The organism is Methyloceanibacter sp. (genome assembly GCF_041573655.1).
In the GTDB taxonomy this organism is placed as follows: Bacteria; Pseudomonadota; Alphaproteobacteria; order Rhizobiales; family Methyloligellaceae; genus Methyloceanibacter.
Genome location: NZ_JBFFQD010000006.1, coordinates 22335 through 38322 on the forward strand (window position 1 = coordinate 22335; position 15988 = coordinate 38322).

Here is a 15988-nt window from a genome sequence, read left to right on the forward strand (position 1 = left end):
CGGCCTTCGAGCTAACCGCCGCCGAGGCACCCCGCCCGGCCGGCCATCAGATCGACGGTAGGTCTCCTGGCTTTGCGGGTCTTTGCCGTTTGCCGCCTTCCCGGGAATGACCTCCCAGTGGCTTTAGGCTCCGGCTCGCCGCTTACAGTTGCGGGGGCAGCCGCGGATTTGGAGGACTTCCGTACCGCGTTCCCTGTTGGCTCGAAATGAGCGACCGTCGATCAGGCACTTAAGGGGCCGGGGCCCCCCTTTGTCAATCCGCTGTCAATGCGCCGCGCGGGGGCCCGCTTGCGGCGGCGGCGAACCCCGCTATAGTCGCTCCCGTCGTCGGTTCCCGCATGAGGCGGGACGCGAGAAGGGAACGCGGTGAGGGATTTTCCCGATTCCGCGGCTGCCCCCGCAACTGTTAGCGGTGAGCGCCCTCGTTAAGGCCACTGGAGCCAGTCTCCGGGAAGGCCGGGGGAAGGCGTTGACCCGCGAGCCAGGAGACCTGCCGGCGGCTCAACCTGGAACCGCGCCCTCGGGTGGAGGGCGAGAGGGGGACAATTGATGACGACTCATTCGACCAAGCCCGACACGACGGGCCTCGACGCCGCAGCGCTGACGACATCGCGCGCGGTCCCGATCTTTGCAGCCGCTCTGCTCGGCATCTTCATTGTTGGCGGCGTGGGATTTTCCCACATGGCGGTGTTCCATAACGCCGCCCACGACTACCGCCATTCCATGGCCTTTCCCTGCCACTGACGTCCAGGGAGGACCAGGACCATGGATTATTTCCGCAACATCGTTGTGGTGGCTGCGCTCGCCGGCGCGCTGGCCGGCCTCGGCATGACAGTCGCCCAGTACTTCGTCACCGTGCCCTTAATTCTCAAGGCTGAGACCTTCGAGGGGCAAGGCGCAACTCAGGCCACCGACGCAAGTGAGGCCACCGAAGCAACAGCGGCGGCTCACGAGCATCACGCGCACGAAGAGAATGCCGCCGCGCACGACCACGGAGAGGGCTGGGCGCCAGAGGACGGTTTTGAACGCACCTTCTTCAACTTCCTCGCCAATCTGATCACGGGCGTTGGCTTCGCTTTGCTGCTGGTCGCCGCGAGTGAATTATTCGGCGGCCTGCACGGTTGGCGCCAAGGGGTCTTTTGGGGGCTTGCCGGCTTTACGATCTTCACACTCGCGCCAGGATTAGGCCTGCCACCGGAACTTCCCGCCATGCCGGCGGCGGAGCTTGGGGCGCGGCAAGCTTGGTGGGCCGGCACGGTGGTGTCCGCTGCGATTGCGCTCGGCCTTCTATTCTATAGCCGGTCGCTGATCGCCACGATCGCGGCGATCGCGCTCCTCGTGCTTCCGCACGCAATCGGCGCGCCGCAACCGATCAGTCACGACAGCCCGGTTCCAGCGGGGCTGCATCACAGCTTCGTCGTGGCCGTGGCGATGACGACGCTCGTGTTCTGGGCGTTGCTCGGCGGGCTTGCGGGCTATTTCCGCGAGCGCTTCATCCGCGCCGCGTGACATGACACAGATTGAGGCAGCCGGGGACGAAGGGACGACCTTCGTCCTCGGCGGCGCCCGTTCCGGCAAGAGCCGCTTCGCAGAATCTCTCGTCACCGCGCGGCCTCGGCCTTGGGTCTACATCGCGACAGCCGAGCCGCATGACGATGAGATGGCCGCGCGCATCGCCGAGCATAAAGCGCGGCGCGAGGCAGGCTGGGAAACCATCGAAGCGCCGCACGAATTGCCCGAAGCTCTCGATGCGGCGCCGCGTGGTGCCACCGTCCTCGTCGATTGCTTGACCTTGTGGCTGTCCAACGTGATGCACGCCAAGTTCGATATCGAGAAGGTTACGCAGCGTTTGGAGGAGGCACTGCACGCCCGCGTCGGCACCACCGTGGTCGTCTCCAACGAAGTCGGCCTCGGACTCGTGCCCGACAATGAATTGGGCCGCGCCTTTCGTGACGCGCAAGGCCGCCTCAATCAACGCATTGCGTTTCACGCGGGCCGGGTGGTCTTCGTGGTCGCAGGCCAGCCGCTCATCGTGAAAGGATCGTCATGACCAAGGCCGTCGACGACAAGGACGCCGAGCGTCATCGCGCCAAGATGGCGAAGCGAAAGTCCGTTCAAGACGACGAGGTTGCCGGCAAGACTCTGGAGAAGGGCCTGCTGATCGTCCACACCGGAACAGGCAAGGGCAAGTCGACCGCGGCCTTCGGGCTGGCGCTGCGCATGATCGGCCGGGGCAACCGCGTCGGCATCGTGCAGTTCGTCAAGGGCGCCTGGCATACGGCCGAGCGCGATGCGCTTGAGAAGTTCGGCGATCAAGTCGCCTGGTATTCGATGGGCGAAGGCTTCACCTGGGAGACACAGGACCTTGCCCGCGATGTCGCGGCGGCGGAACGCGCTTGGGGCAAGGCTGTCGAGCTCATGGACGATCCGAGCTTCAGCCTGGTCATTCTCGATGAGCTCAACATTGCGATGCGCTACGACTACCTGCCGCTCGAACAAGTCATCGCCACGTTGAAGTCGCGGCGCCCCGATCTTCATGTCGTGGTCACGGGCCGCAACGCCAAGCCGGAACTCATCGAAGCCGCCGACCTCGTCACCCATATGACGCTGGTCAAGCACCACTTTGCCGCCGGCGTTAAAGCGCAGCCCGGCATCGAGTTCTGACCCATGACCGCCCGCACGCTCATGTTCCAGGGCACGGGCTCCGATGTCGGCAAATCGCTGATCGTCGCAGGGCTGGCGCGCGCGCTTGTCGCGCGGGGGCTGCAAGTGCTGCCTTTCAAGCCGCAGAACATGTCGAACAACGCGGCCGTGACCATAGACGGCGGTGAGATCGGACGGGCGCAAGACTTGCAGGCGCGCGCCGCACGCGTACCCCCAAGCGTGCACATGAACCCGGTTCTGTTGAAGCCGCAAAGCGAAACCGGCGCGCAAGTCATCGTGCAAGGGCGCGTTTACGCCACAGCCAAAGCGGCGGACTTTCAGTCGTTAAAAACCGAGCTCATGAAATTCGTGCAAGACAGTTTCGAACGCCTCAAAGCTGACGCCGACATTGTCCTCGTCGAAGGCGCCGGCAGCGCATCCGAAGTCAATCTTCGTAACAACGACATCGCCAATATGGGATTCGCCCGCGCGTGCGACGTGCCGGTCGTGCTGATCGGTGACATCGACCGGGGCGGCGTCATCGCTAGTCTCGTTGGCACGAAGGCCGTGATCGACGTTGGCGACGCCGCGCAGATGGTCGGCTTCCTGGTCAACAAGTTTCGCGGCGATCCCAAACTTTTTGAAACCGGCATGGAAAAGATCGCGTCCGTAACCGGCTGGCCGGCGCTTGGTCTCATTCCATTCTTTGCCGAAGCTCGTGCGCTCCCGGCAGAGGACGCGTTGGCGTTGGACGGTGCCGGCACGGAAAAGAACGACGCTGTGCTTAAAGTTGCGGTGCCCATCCTGCCGCATATCGCCAATTTCGACGATCTCGATCCGCTCGAGGCGGAGCCCGCCATTGAGCTCGTGCGTGTGCGCCCCGGCAGCGCGCTGCCCGGTGATGCGGGCCTCGTCATCCTGCCGGGCTCGAAATGCACGCGCGCCGACTTGGAGGCGCTGCGGGGCGCCGGCTTCGACATCGACATCGCCGCGCATGTTCGCCGCGGCGGTGCGGTGCTTGGCCTGTGTGGCGGCTTCCAGATTCTTGGCCGCGTGGTGCACGACCCTGACGGCATCGAGGGCGCGCCCGGCAGCACGGCAGGCCTTGGCCTGCTCGACGTCGAGACAACCTTGACCGGCGAGAAACGCCTGGAGCCTGCTCAGGGGGAGACCTTCGACGGTGCACCCTTCTCAGGCTACGAGATGCATATGGGCGAGACGCTGGGTGCGGATTGTACGCGGGCCTTCGCGCAGCTCACCGACGGAGCCAAAGATGGTGCGATGTCGCCGGATGGCCGCGTAATCGGCACCTATGTCCATGGTCTTTTCGCCGACGACCGCCAACGCGGCGCGTGGCTGGCACGGTTCGCCGCCGGCACGCCGCAGATTGCCTACGACTCATCCGTCGATGCGATCCTCGATCGTCTCGCCGAACATTTGGAAGCTCATGTCGATATCGATCGCCTGCTCACAATATCGCGGTAACTGCGACCAGCACGAACACAAGGGCGATCAGCAGCCCGTCCGCGCGGCCGTAGACGTCGAGTGCGGCTTGGACGTCGGCTGCCTTGAGATCGCGCCGCCCCTCGCCGAGCCACGCGCCGTCGGTCTCCTCGCCGTCATAGCGGTGCGGGCCGCCGAGAGACACGTCGAGCGCGCCGGCCATGGCCGCTTCCGGGTAGCCGGCATTGGGCGAGGCGTGTTTTCCGGCATCGCGCACCATCGTGTTCCAGGCGCCGCTGGCCGACGCACCGCCCGTCAGCGCGGCCGCTGCGACGATCAGAAGTCCGGACGCCCGCGAGCCCGGCAGATTAACAAGGTCATCCAGCTGCGCCGCAGGCTTGCCGAAACTTTCATACCGCTCGCTGCGGTGTCCGATCATGCTGTCGGCGGTGTTGATGGCCTTGTAGACGGCGCCGCCCGTCAGCCCAGCGAGCCAAATCCACAACACCGGCGACACGACGCCGTCGGAGAAGTTCTCGGCGAGACTTTCGATCGCCGCGCGCGCCACACCAGCCTCGTCAAGCTCTGCCGTATCGCGTCCGACAATATGCGCGACCTCCTTGCGGGCCTTGACCAGATTGCTGGACTCAAGCGCATCGGCAACGTTGGCGACATGCATATAGAGGCTGCGCTGCGCGATGAGCGTGCTGCAGGCGGCCCCGGCGAAGATCAGCCCGAACGGCAACAGCAGCAGCGCGGTCTCGGCGATAAAGGCGATGGCGCCGACCACGAGGATCAGGACGAAGAGCGCGATGGCACCCGTCCGGCGGCGCGACTCCGCAGGCGCGCCGTCCTTGTTCAGGCTCTTGTCGAGGAAACCGATCAAATGGCCCATCCAGGTGACGGGATGGCCGATCTTCTTCATGATCGCGTCCGGGTAACCGACGACGAGCTCGATCAGCAAAGCGAGAAGCGCTAGCGGTGCGGCCATGATCCCTCCCAACGCCTATGCGCCGCTCGTTCACGGCGGCGATCTGAACGCCGCGCGGCGCCTGTTCCCCGACGCGCCCGAGCCGTTTCTCGACCTATCGACGGGGATCAATCCCAATCCCTACCCTATTCCCCCGCTTTCGCCGCAGGTTTTTGCGCAGCTCCCACAAGAGGACACGCTCGCAAAGCTGTTAGCCTGTGCAGCAGCCGCTTATGGCGCGCCAGATGAGTCCAATGTGGTTCCGGCCGGGGGCATGCAGATCCTCGTGACCTTGATTGCAGGAGCGGCTCCACCAGGCCTTACCCGTATTGTCGGACCGACATACGCGGAGCATGCGCGCGCGCTTGTTCTCGCCGGTCATGACGTCGAGACGGTGCCTGACCTTGCCCCGCTCGGCGAGGCCGCGCTTTCACTGGTGGTCAATCCAAACAACCCCGATGGCCGGGTCTTTGCCCGCGAAGATCTGCTTGCCATTGCGGCGCGGCAACGCAAGTCCGGCGGGATGTTGATCGTCGACGAAGCGTTTATGGAGATTGGGCCGCGCGAAGAGAGTCTCGCCGGTGACGTCGAGGAGGCCAACGTCATCGTTCTGCGCTCTCTTGGCAAAGCATATGGGCTGGCGGGTCTTCGTCTCAGTGTCGCGCTTGCTGCAACGACGGCGGCCGCGCGTCTTCGCGCCGCGCTCGGCCCCTGGCCATTGTCAGGGCCCGCGCTCGAGGTCGGCGCGCAAGCATTGTCCGACATGACTTGGCTGACCGCAACGCGCGCCGCGCTGGCGAAAGACGGGAAGCGTCTCGATGAATTGCTGGAGACCGCAGGCTTGGCGCGGGTCGGCGGCACGCCGCTCTTCACGCTGGTCCGGCACGATGACGCACCGCAAGTCTTCGATCGTCTGGGACGTGCAGGGATCTTCGTGCGCCGGTTCGCCGAGGAACCAACATGGCTGCGCTTCGGTCTTCCCGGCGCGGAGGCCGACTGGCAACGTCTGGAAGTCGCGCTGCGCGGTTAGTGCGCCCAGCGGCGGCTGTAGTGCTCGGCGAGCTCGAGATTGCCTTGTGCTTCCTCAGGCAGGAGCCTGGCGATCACACCCATGGCAAGCTCGACGGAAATCTCGCTGCCGCCGCACTCTTTGAGTTGGTCGCGCAGCCAGCCATAGACTTCCTCATCGCCGGCCTTGAGCCCGATGGCGATCTCTTCAAGCATTTGGACCAACGATTCGGCTGCCATCGCGCCCCTCCAATCGAACCAAGCCCAAAGGCTTATGGCTGCGGTCTTGCGTTACTCCCGGTGCGAATCCCCGAAGAGGACCATATCGCCAATTCGCCAGGCGCGACGTTGCCCGCAGGCCACAGTGGAGGGGTTTCTGGTGAAGATTAGTCCGGCGGGCCGGTGAAGGGGATCGGCTTGATGGAGGCGGTGGAGACCGGGTCGGCCGCCAGACCGCCTGCCTCCGCGAACAACCCGCGGCGGGGCTTGGGCCGGCAGTAATGGCGTCCCTTGGACACGTTGGTCACGAGCAGGTCTAAGTGGAAGTGATTGTAGTGGTGACGGTCGCTGCCCGGGCCGAGCACGGTGTAGAACTCATCGCAGGCGCCAGCGAAGACGTCCCGGAGGAAAGCCTTCTCCCGCCGAGAGCCGCGCCACCAGCCCTTGACCACGGTGATCTGCCTGCCATCCGAAAGGCGGAACCCGGCGATGTCGATGGCGTTGCCGTAGGAGTGTTCGGAAAGCGGACCCCGCTTGCGGCCGTTCCGCCCTCGGCAGCTATAGGATGAGATCTGCTTGATCTCGACCACCGGCTTGCCGAATTGGCGATAGGCAGCCTTCTGCACCGATTTGTGAATCCAGCGATCGAGGCTTGCCGTTACCGGGCAGCCAATGGTCGCGGTCGGAGTGATGCGCACGCGACCCCCCAAGGCAGCTGACACCTTGAGCGGTGCCCGGATGCCGCAAGAGCTCGGCCCGCTGATCATGGAGACCTGGCTCACATAGGACGATTTGCGCACGCGGCCCGAGGCCATGCATTGCGCCTCCGCCCGGTCGCGCCATTCCGCGCGATCCTCCCGCGGAACGCTGCCCCCGCCACATGCCTTGAGGAAGGCGGCCGTCACCAGAAGTGCGGCCACAAACGCAATACGAACACCCACCATGGACGCCACAATGGGGCCAAGGGTCTGAAAAAATACTCAATGGCAGGAGTGCGGAGCGCCTAGATATGCGGCGCGGGCGGCACAAAAAGAGAACGCATCAGGCAAACAACAGCCAGAGCCCCATGCCGATCAGCGCCAGGGTCCAGGCGAGATCGAGATTGATCCAGCGCCGTTTCAGGATCTCAAGCCCTGCCGACTGGTAGACCAGGATCGCGATGCAGCCGGTCACAATCAGCATGGCGAGGGTGTGGACGATGACCCCCAGTGCGGCAACTCCAAACGAGTCCGTCGACACCATATGACCGCCGTGCCCGCCCATATGGGTGTGCACATGCCCCATCGGCATGAGCACCGGGATCAGCATCATGCCGGCGCCATGCGCCATGGCCATGAGGAACGACCACACGCCGATTCCTGTAAGCCCCGTCGCCGCCGTGATGCGGAGGTGATGCTGATGGCCGAAGAACCAGTGATAGAGCCCCCACGCGATCAGCAGGGCGCCTGAGAGGATGCGGAACGTGTCGGCATCGATGGTGAACCCGAGCCCGATCGCCGCGAACACCACGACGGCAATAGCGGCGGCATGGCCCAATGCAATGGGGATCAGCGAAAGCAGGATCACGCTACGGCTCTTGCGGAAGAGCCCGAGGGACGCGGCAAAGAACCAGCCCATGGCCGGGTTGAGGCCGTGGAAGGCGCCGAGCGCGATAAGGATGAGCCAGGGGGAAGAGTCAGACATGAGGCCGCGTTGTTGACACGAAAAGCCAGCCGAATGGACGTGAGATTGAGGGCACGCGTCCTTGATCGAGCGCAAATACCTCGCGGCACGAGGTCTCAGTCAAGGCCGAGAGCCTTCCGAGCCTTTGCCGTGATCGACTGGCGTGTGCTGAAAAAATCTTCCCAAGGGTCGGACTTCAGACGCTTGAGGCGCGCGGGCACACTCTCGACAGTGTAAGGCGCGCCGCTTTTTAGCCTCTTGAGTTCGTCCCAACGCAGCGGCGTTGCCACGGTTGCTTGCCGTTTCGCGCGCGTCGAAAAATTGCAGATCGCCGAGCTGCCACGCTGATTGCGAAGATAGTCGACGAAAATCTTGCCGACGCGCGTCCGCTTCAGCGGGTTCGCCGTGTAGCGGTCGGGCCGCGCGACAACGAGCGCATCCGCCACAGCTTTGGAAAAGGTCTTGACCTCATCCCAACCGGCCTTCGGGGTGAGCGGTGCGACCACATGCAAGCCCTTGCCGCCGGTCGCTTTGAGAAAGCTCGTGAGCCCCAGGTCGTCAAGAAAGCCGCGCACCTCTGCTGCGGCAGCCTTCATCACCGCGAAGTCCAGCTCTTCGTCCGGGTCGAGGTCGAACACCAGTCGGTCGGGTTTGTCGAGAGCTTTGAGTGACACGCCCCAATCATGGATCTCGAGCGCGGCGATCTGCACCAGCCCATACAGCCCGTCCACGTCGTCGATATAGAGATACGGCTTCTTCGATTGGCCGCCCGGTATCGGGATCTGCTTGATCGCCCTGCTCATGCCCTTCATGGCATGGCGCTGAAAGAACCGCTCACCGTCGACGCCCTGCGGGCAGCGCACCAGGCTGATGGGCCGGCTCGCTGCGTAAGGCAGCATGGCCTTCGCGATGCCGTCGTAGTAGCGCGCAAGGTCAAGCTTGGTGAAGCCGATTTCGGGATAGAGCACGCGGTCGGGGCTTGTCAGGGTCACCTCGCCGAATTGCACATTGCGTGCAGCTGTCTTCGCCTTCGCGGCCATGGCGGTCTCCGGATTGTTCGACGCTTCGCGGGTGACGTCGCGCGCAGGCTTGTCATCGCGTAGGCCCTGAAAGCTCGGATGGCGCAAGCGTCCGTCGCGCGTCCACTCCGCATAGTTGATCATGCAGACGAGCTTCGGACTAAGCCACACCGCGCCTTTGCTCTCCGACGCCGGCACGCTCACGAACGGCGAAGTCTTGCGGATGAGCGGTTTGAAGCGCTTGGCGAGGGCCGCATAGTCCTGCGCCTTGAAACCGGTGCCGACCTTGCCGGCATAGTTGAACGTGTCGCCATCGAACCTGCCGAGCAAGAGCGAAGCGAAAGGCTTGCCGCGCACGTCCGACTTGGAAAAGCCGCCGATGACGAACTTTTGGCTCTTGATGCATTTGGTCTTGAGCCAATCCCGGCCGCGGCCGGAGCGGTAAGGTCCGTCCGCCTTCTTCGATATGACGCCTTCAAGATGCGCCGCGGACGCGGTCTCAAAGAAGGCGGGTCCCGATCCCACGACGTGATCGGAGTAGATGAGAAAGTCCGAGACGCCCTTGGCCGCCAACAGGTCACGCAGCTTTGCCTTACGTGTCGTGAGCGGTTCTCTCCGCAAATCCTTGCCGTCGAGAAACAGAAGGTCGAACGCGAAGTAGCGGATCGCGCCATGCGGCGTATCGATGTGCTCTTGAAGCGACTTGAAGTCGGTCAATCCCGACGGCAGCACGAACGCGGCCTCGCCGTCGATCAGAGCGCTTTTGCAGGGAAGCGTCTGCATCGCCCGCGCGATTCCAGGAAAGCGCTGCGTCCAGTCGAGCCCGCTACGGCTGAACAGGGTGATGTCGTCGCCGGCTTTGCGCGCTTCGATGCGATAGCCGTCATACTTGATCTCGTGCAGCCATTCCTCGCTCGTCGGTGTGTCGGCGGCGAGCGTGGCAAGCTGCGGCGCGACGAAGGCGTGCGCTTTGACCTTTCGGGCACGCTTGGACTTTACGTGTGCTGTGCCGCTGGAGTTTTTTTTTGAGCCGCGCGCGAGGACCACACGGCAGAGTCCGCGCCTGTCGCGATTTCGTCCATGGTACGGCCTGATCTGACGCTGGTGTCGTAGTCCTCCGTGGGCTCCGCGCCATCGCCGGCGTAAGCGTCGCGCTTCTTGATCAGTAGCCAGTTCTCGCGCTTGCCGCCCCTGCGATCCTTTTTCATGCGGACCAACACATAGTCGCCATGGAGGCGCTTGCCGTGCAGCCGGAACTTCAGATCGCCTTTGGCCAGCCCTTCGTCGGGATCGTCGAGGGGTTCCCACGTCCCTTCGTCCCAGATCATCACCGGGCCGCCGCCATATTCGCCCTTCGGGATCACGCCCTCGAAGCCGCCATATTCGAGCGGGTGATCTTCGGTCTGAACGGCAAGCCGCTTCTGGGACGGATCGAGGCTCGGGCCTTTGGTGACGGCCCAGCTCTTCAGCACGCCGTCATGCTCCAGGCGGAAATCGAAATGGGTCCGCCGCGCCGCGTGCTTCTGGATGACGAAACTGTTGCCTGTCTTACGCACGCGCTTCGGCCCGGGCTCGGGCGTTTTGCCGAAGTCCCGCTTTGCCTTGTAGGTGGCAAGCGGATCGTCACTTCGGGCGCGCGTCATAGCTTAAGCCGATTTGCGCTTCGCGCCGCGCGCTGTCTTCTTGGCGCTCGACCGCGAGGGCGCGGTTTTTTTGGCGCGCGGCTTCGCGCCTGAACCTTTGCGCTTGCCTACGCTCTTCTTCAGCGCGTCCATGATGTTGATGACTTTCGCGCCGCCCGGCTCTTCGGTGACGATGTCCGGCGCGCGGTCCTCGAGCTTAGCCTGGATGAGTTCCCACACGGCGGCGGCGTATTCGTCCTTGAACTGCTCGGGCTCGAACTCGCCTGATTTTCGCGTGACGAGTTCCTTGGCCAGCTCGAGCGCTTCCTTGTCGATCTTCACATCTGGAATTTCATCGAAGAGTTTCTGAGCGGGCCGAATAGCGTCCGCATGGCGCAACACCTCCAAGAGTAGGCCCTCCTCGAAGGGCTTGATGGCGACGATGTTGCCGTGGCCGCGCAAAATGAATTGTCCGACACCGACTTTCTTTGTTTCAGTTAGCGCGCGGCGTAGGAGCACATAGCCTTCGTCGGCCATGTCGCCGTCCGGCATCAAATAGTAGGGCGTCTGGAAATAGCGCGTATCGATGGAGTCCTCGTCGACGAAGCGGACGATTTCGATCGACTGCTTGGACTCCAGTTTGAGCTCGTCGATCTCCGTGGGGTCGATCAGGACATATTTTCCCTTCTCGTACTCGTAGCCCTTGACGATCTCCTCGTTCTCGATCGCGCCGACCTCGGGCACGATCTTTTGGTAGCGCACGCGCTTGCCCGTCGGCTCGTGAATCTGGTGGAAGGCGATTGCCCGCTCGGACGTGGTGGCCGGATAGAGCCTGACCGGGATGTTGACGAGCGACAGCCGCAAATGGCCGGTCCAGAAAGCGCGCGGTGCCATGCGCCGTACTCCTTACATGAACGCGTAAAACCTCCCCGGATCCCTTGGCAGGTAAGGCCAGGTTGGGAAGGGCGCCGGCCCCGGCGTTTGCTTGAGGGCGGGCTCAGCCCCCTATCATATAGCCGTTTTTGTTAAGCATGCGTTTGAGCGCCTCAGGAAACGTGACTTTCGTGGTCTGGCCAGGGCATTCCCCGCCCTCGTCGCGTTCTGTATCGCAGACTTCCAGCCCCCAATCGGCGCTCCGGTCGTGGTGCCGGAGCATCAAGTCCCAGGCCTGCTTGCCCTCGCCGAGCCGGATTTTCTGGCCCACATAGCCAGCCAGAAAGCCGTTCACGTCCTCTTCGGGTACGCCCACGATCATATCCTTGAGCCAGGCCGCATGGGCCGGCTTGAAGCGGGGCTCCGCGCTGACGTTCTTGATCTTGCCGCTGCGAAGCGCAAGCACCTGAAGCGGCGCCTGCGAGCATGCATAGCAGGCAAACGCATAAAGGAAGGCGTTGTCACGCGTCTCGAACTCGTAAGTGCCGTCGCCGTCGAGATCGACTGCCAATAAAGGCCCGCCGTCGAATTCACCGACATCGACCGTGGTCCATTCGGAGCCGTCGGCGTTGCCGGTCACAACCTGACTCACCGAGCAGCAATGCGCGCCGCCGGTGAAGAACGACACCACCACTTCTGGATGGGCATTGCCTGGATCGAGCTCCGCGATCTGGATGCTAACCGGCGGATCGGAAACGCCGGTGCTCGGGCCGCGAAGTTCGGCGACGACACGTGGACCGGTGGCCTCACCGTCCGTCTGGTCGGAACCGCCGATCTCCGATTCAGCGCTTGCCGCGACGCGATCTGCTGCGTTGGGGTCTTCGAGATGGACCCTCACGACGGCCAGGCGCGCGACCGTTTCTCCAAGGTCGAACTCTCCCGGCAGCATGGCATCCGCCGGGATGTCCTCCAGGGGAATCTCGCCGTTGTCGGCCGGTGCCCCGCCACCCAGTCCTTCCTCGACATAGGTCAGCGTCACGCGCAAGGGACCGAGGACGAGTTCCTCGTCCACGGGCGGCAGGCCTTCCTCGCCGCCGCCGGCAACGATTTTGAGCGTGTCGTCAATGGTGCGGCTCTCCGGACCCGCCAGATAGCTGGCATCGGCGGTCTCGATCGCCTCGCTTAGGCTGGGTTCGGCGAGGGCGGGCGCGAGGCCCACAAGCGAAAGCGTCCCGAAAAGGAGAAGATACAAGGAAGCGATTGGTGACATTGCGCAGCGTTTTCCAAGTCTGACAAATAACAGCCAACGTGAATCAGTAACATTCTAGCGCGGCGCCCAGCCGGCCCCCAACCCATTGGAGGCATGAGGGTTACCGGAATACACGGCGCCCGCGCGCGGCCACAGATGGTAGGGTATGGGCTTGCGTGCAAGGGGTGCTCGGACGTATCTGAGCGCTCAGCAAGTGGCATTGGATGGACATGAACGCATCTGGTGAAACACCGCAGCCGCTGGCGCCTGCCTCCATCATCACCGGCGCGACGCAAGGCATTGGCCGCGCGCTCGTGGATGAATTCGCCAAGGGCGGCCACACATTGCTGCTCGTCGCCCGCACCGAGACGGCGCTCGCTGAGATCGCGCGCGAGACGGCGGACAAATACGGCGTCGCTGTTCACTACGTGCCGTGCGACCTGTCGACGAGCGAAGGTTGTGACCGCGTGGCCGAGGCTCTCGACGCAAACGGGCTCTACTGCGAGTCGCTGGTCAACAACGCCGCGATTATGACGGCCGGCTTCTTTCACGATCTGGACAAGGACATCCTTGTACAAAAAGTCGATCTCAATGTGCGCGCGGCGGTCGACCTCACGCGCCGGTTCCTGCCGGACATGATCGCGCGGGGGCAAGGCGGCGTGCTTAACGTGGCCTCGTTGGAAGGCTTCATGCCCGTCCCCTATCAAGCCACTTATGCCGCCACCAAGGGGTTCCTGATCGCCTGGAGCCGATCGCTCGCTTGGGAGGTCTTCGGCACCGGGGTTCGCATTTGCGTCGCCACCCCTGGTCCCATCGACACCACGATCCACGAGAAGGGCGGCGCTCAGCATTCGCGCTACATGGTCTATCTGCCCCGGCACAGTGCCGAACAGGCGGCCGAAGCGGCTTACCGGCGGTTCATGCGCGGCAACTGGGTGATTGTCGAAGGCTGGGTCAACCGGATTATCGCGAGCGGCGTGCGCTTCATCCCAGGTGTGATGCTGATCCCCGCGGTGGGCTGGTTCTTCCGGGTCCGCGACGCGGCGGGAAACCTGAAAGAACCGAAGCCCCAGAAGCATCCCGATCAGGCTTCAGGCGACTGAGCTCCGCGCGGGTATGACGATTGGGGATTTGGTGGAGCCGAGGGGAATCGAACCCCTGACCTCAGCAGTGCGATTGCTGCGCTCTCCCAACTGAGCTACGGCCCCAGGAAGTCCGCATTTAGGGAATGGCCTCCATACCTGTCAAGCGATGGCCCGCCGCGGCAGTGGAAGCGGGACAAACGGCATCCAGGCCCTCTCAAGGCTTGCCCTCGCCTACACCTCTCCGCTACATGGACCACACGGCCGCGCCAGGAGGGGTCTTTTATGGTGCCTTTGATCGGATTTCTCGTCCTTGTGATCGATCTCTACATCTGGGTGGTGATCGCGAGCGCGATTCTGAGCTGGTTGATCGCCTTCAACGTGGTCAACACCAATAACCGTATCGTCCTGACCATCGCGGACGCGCTCTACCGGATCACCGAACCGGCCTTGCGCCCGATCAGGAGTATCTTGCCCAGTCTCGGCGGCATCGACATCTCGCCGGTGATCCTGATTCTCCTGCTGTTGTTCATCCGCGACGTGGTGCTGCTCGGCTGGATCCTGCCGGCTGTCGTCTAGCCAGGGCCGACGGCACGGCCTCAAGCCTCAATATCCGCAAGACCGCCAAAGGCGTCATCCTGCCCGTTCGCCTGACGCCAAAGTCGGCGCACGATGCGGTCGAGGGCCTTCAGGACTTTGCCGGCGAGACGGTGCTGAAGGCGCGCGTGGCCGCAGTGCCCGAAGCAGGCCGCGCCAATGCCGCAGTGGAGACGCTGATCGCCAAATGGCTTGGCGTCCCTGCCTCAAAGGTCACGGTCAGCCATGGCGCCAATTCGCGCCTGAAGCAGGTCGCCATCGAAGGCGATGCGGTCATGCTCTCAGCGTTGATCGCAGCGCGGATCGTGGCGCTCTGATCAGCCGGCCTCGATTGCGCCGGCGATCTCCTCGGCAATCTCTTGCGCCGCCGCGCGCGGGTCGTCGGCGCGCGTAATGGGACGGCCGATGACGAGATAATCCGCGCCCGACTGGACCGCGATCGTCGGTGTCACCACGCGAGTCTGATCCTGAACGTCGGTGCCCGCCTGGCGGATCCCCGGCGTCACGATCAAAAAGTTGCGCAAGCGCTCATGGAGCGCCGCCGCCTCCTTGCCCGAAGCGACGATGCCGTCGAAGCCCGCATCTTGCGAAAGCCGCGCGCGCTCCTGCACCAGCGCCAGCGGTGGCATGTCGATGCCCTGTTCGGATAGATCCGAGCGGTCGAGATTGGTCAGCACCGTCACGCCGAGAAGCTTGAGCGCAGAATCGCCGCGGCCGCGCACGGCGGCGTTGAGCGTCTTGCGGTCAGTCGCATGCACGGTGAGAAAATGTGCACCGGTCTTGGCAATGGCGGCCGTGGCACGCTCGACCGTTGCCTCGATGTCGAGGAGCTTTGCGTCGAGAAACACACGATGTCCGTCTTTTGCAAGTTCCTCGGCAAGCGCCAAGCCGCCCGCGTAGATCAGTTCGAGCCCGATCTTGAACACGCCGACGCTGTCGCCAAGCTTCTTGATGAGCGCGCGCGCCTCGTCCACGTGGGGGACGTCCAGCGCCACGATGATGCGGTCCTTTGGAGATACGGTGTCCGTTGTCATGCGGCAAACTTCCTCGTAGCGACTGCCAGCGCTTCGACCACGTCGGCAAACATCTTTTGCTGATTGTCGTCCTTCAAGCTGCCGTCTTCTTCGAACGCCTGCATGGCTCGCGGCAGCGCCATCTGTTGCGGGATCACGGTGGCGCCAAGGCCCACGCTGAGAATCTCGCGAAGTTGCAACAGGCTTCGCATGGCACCGTAATAGCCGGGCGACGCACCTGAGATCGCGAAGACGCGCGTCTTGAACACGTCTTCCTCCGCTTTGACCCGCGACACCCAATCGAGCGTGTTCTTCAAAAGCGCCGGAACGGAGGCGTTGTACTCCGGGGTCACGATCATCACGCCATCATACTCGTCGAGCAGCGCCTTGAAGGCACGGGCGCGCTCGGGCACACCCTCTGCTTCCTCCAGGTCGCCGTGATAAATCGGCATGTAAAAGTCGGCGAGATCGACAAAGACGGCCTCGATTCCGTTCGCTTCGGCGATGTGTTGCCCCAGTCGGGCAAGTTTCTTGTTGTGTGAGCCCTTCCGGGCGCTGCCGGCAAAGAACAATAGACGCATACAAGTC

19 protein-coding genes, 1 tRNA gene and 2 riboswitches are annotated in these 15988 nt (G+C 63.5%); of the genes, 9 read left to right on the forward strand and 11 right to left on the reverse strand.

The genetic code is table 11. From position 1 onward, the window contains the following. Nucleotides 1-38: 38 nt before the first annotated feature. Nucleotides 39-234: riboswitch (cobalamin riboswitch) on the reverse strand. A 77-nt stretch (nucleotides 235-311) separates the two neighbouring features. Continuing rightward, nucleotides 312-513, forward strand: a riboswitch (cobalamin riboswitch). A 36-nt stretch (nucleotides 514-549) separates the two neighbouring features. Genes ABY454_RS02595 through ABY454_RS02615 form a run of 5 tightly spaced genes read left to right on the forward strand, consistent with a single transcriptional unit; the run spans nucleotide 550 to nucleotide 4128 of the window. After that, nucleotides 550-744, forward strand: a complete 195-nt coding sequence (locus ABY454_RS02595) for a CbtB domain-containing protein (protein WP_372928614.1) — start codon at nucleotides 550-552, stop codon at nucleotides 742-744. Nucleotides 745-765: 21 nt separating this feature from the next. Next, on the forward strand, nucleotides 766-1509 hold the full coding sequence (locus ABY454_RS02600) for a CbtA family protein (protein WP_372928615.1): 744 nt from the start codon (nucleotides 766-768) through the stop codon (nucleotides 1507-1509). A 1-nt stretch (nucleotide 1510) separates the two neighbouring features. Beyond that, complete coding sequence (cobU, locus tag ABY454_RS02605; RefSeq protein WP_372928616.1) at nucleotides 1511-2050, forward strand: bifunctional adenosylcobinamide kinase/adenosylcobinamide-phosphate guanylyltransferase; 540 nt, start codon at nucleotides 1511-1513, stop codon at nucleotides 2048-2050. Beyond that, nucleotides 2047-2664 (forward strand): cob(I)yrinic acid a,c-diamide adenosyltransferase, encoded by a 618-nt coding sequence (gene cobO, locus ABY454_RS02610; protein WP_372928617.1) that lies wholly within the window; start codon nucleotides 2047-2049, stop codon nucleotides 2662-2664. Before cobU ends, cobO begins: the two co-directional genes overlap by 4 nt. Before the next feature lie 3 nt (nucleotides 2665-2667). Next, the gene (locus ABY454_RS02615) at nucleotides 2668-4128 is read left to right on the forward strand and encodes a cobyric acid synthase (protein ID WP_372928618.1); all 1461 of its coding nucleotides are present in this window, start codon (nucleotides 2668-2670) and stop codon (nucleotides 4126-4128) included. Here ABY454_RS02615 and cbiB read toward each other — a convergent pair. After that, a complete protein-coding gene (gene cbiB / locus ABY454_RS02620; RefSeq protein WP_372928619.1) occupies nucleotides 4112-5077 on the reverse strand; it encodes an adenosylcobinamide-phosphate synthase CbiB in 966 nt (321 codons plus the stop codon). The genes ABY454_RS02615 and cbiB overlap by 17 nt on opposite strands. On the opposite strand from cbiB, the gene cobD reads away from it, so the two are divergent. Beyond that, a complete protein-coding gene (gene cobD, locus ABY454_RS02625) occupies nucleotides 5076-6086 on the forward strand; it encodes a threonine-phosphate decarboxylase CobD (protein ID WP_372928620.1) in 1011 nt (336 codons plus the stop codon). The genes cbiB and cobD overlap by 2 nt on opposite strands. Here the strand turns inward: cobD and ABY454_RS02630 are convergent. The 7 genes from ABY454_RS02630 to ABY454_RS02660 form a co-directional block, all read right to left on the reverse strand. Next, nucleotides 6083-6304 (reverse strand): hypothetical protein, encoded by a 222-nt coding sequence (locus ABY454_RS02630; RefSeq protein WP_372928621.1) that lies wholly within the window; start codon nucleotides 6302-6304, stop codon nucleotides 6083-6085. The two genes, cobD and ABY454_RS02630, sit on opposite strands and share 4 nt — an antisense overlap. A gap of 146 nt (nucleotides 6305-6450) precedes the next feature. Then, nucleotides 6451-7227: an extensin family protein gene (locus ABY454_RS02635; protein WP_372928622.1), complete on the reverse strand. Its 777-nt coding sequence runs from the start codon at nucleotides 7225-7227 to the stop codon at nucleotides 6451-6453. A 97-nt stretch (nucleotides 7228-7324) separates the two neighbouring features. Next, the gene (locus ABY454_RS02640) at nucleotides 7325-7966 is read right to left on the reverse strand and encodes a hypothetical protein (protein ID WP_372928623.1); all 642 of its coding nucleotides are present in this window, start codon (nucleotides 7964-7966) and stop codon (nucleotides 7325-7327) included. Between the two features lie 95 nt (nucleotides 7967-8061). Beyond that, a complete protein-coding gene (gene ligD, locus ABY454_RS02645) occupies nucleotides 8062-10011 on the reverse strand; it encodes a DNA ligase D (protein WP_372928624.1) in 1950 nt (649 codons plus the stop codon). Further along, the gene (locus tag ABY454_RS02650) at nucleotides 9960-10607 is read right to left on the reverse strand and encodes a DNA polymerase ligase N-terminal domain-containing protein (RefSeq protein ID WP_372928625.1); all 648 of its coding nucleotides are present in this window, start codon (nucleotides 10605-10607) and stop codon (nucleotides 9960-9962) included. Before ABY454_RS02650 ends, ligD begins: the two co-directional genes overlap by 52 nt. 3 nt (nucleotides 10608-10610) lie before the next feature. Continuing rightward, entirely contained in the window at nucleotides 10611-11480 is an 870-nt protein-coding gene (locus ABY454_RS02655; RefSeq protein ID WP_372928627.1) for a Ku protein, read from the reverse strand. A gap of 103 nt (nucleotides 11481-11583) precedes the next feature. Further along, nucleotides 11584-12711 carry a hypothetical protein gene (locus tag ABY454_RS02660; protein WP_372928628.1) on the reverse strand — a complete coding sequence of 376 codons (1128 nt, stop codon included), beginning with the start codon at nucleotides 12709-12711 and terminating at the stop codon, nucleotides 11584-11586. A 227-nt stretch (nucleotides 12712-12938) separates the two neighbouring features. Here ABY454_RS02660 and ABY454_RS02665 point away from each other — a divergent pair, with 227 nt between their 5' ends. Next, nucleotides 12939-13811, forward strand: coding sequence for an SDR family NAD(P)-dependent oxidoreductase (locus tag ABY454_RS02665; RefSeq protein WP_372928629.1), 873 nt, complete (start codon nucleotides 12939-12941; stop codon nucleotides 13809-13811). A 29-nt stretch (nucleotides 13812-13840) separates the two neighbouring features. Here ABY454_RS02665 and ABY454_RS02670 read toward each other — a convergent pair. Beyond that, nucleotides 13841-13916, reverse strand: a tRNA-Ala gene (locus tag ABY454_RS02670). A 159-nt stretch (nucleotides 13917-14075) separates the two neighbouring features. On the opposite strand from ABY454_RS02670, the gene ABY454_RS02675 reads away from it, so the two are divergent. Further along, nucleotides 14076-14369 (forward strand): YggT family protein, encoded by a 294-nt coding sequence (locus ABY454_RS02675; protein WP_372928630.1) that lies wholly within the window; start codon nucleotides 14076-14078, stop codon nucleotides 14367-14369. A gap of 59 nt (nucleotides 14370-14428) precedes the next feature. Then, nucleotides 14429-14704 (forward strand): DUF167 family protein, encoded by a 276-nt coding sequence (locus ABY454_RS02680; protein WP_372928668.1) that lies wholly within the window; start codon nucleotides 14429-14431, stop codon nucleotides 14702-14704. Here ABY454_RS02680 and pyrF read toward each other — a convergent pair whose 3' ends face one another. Further along, complete coding sequence (gene pyrF, locus ABY454_RS02685) at nucleotides 14705-15421, reverse strand: orotidine-5'-phosphate decarboxylase (protein WP_372928631.1); 717 nt, start codon at nucleotides 15419-15421, stop codon at nucleotides 14705-14707. Further along, nucleotides 15418-15981 (reverse strand): NADPH-dependent FMN reductase, encoded by a 564-nt coding sequence (locus ABY454_RS02690; protein ID WP_372928632.1) that lies wholly within the window; start codon nucleotides 15979-15981, stop codon nucleotides 15418-15420. Before ABY454_RS02690 ends, pyrF begins: the two co-directional genes overlap by 4 nt. Nucleotides 15982-15988 lie beyond the last annotated feature (7 nt).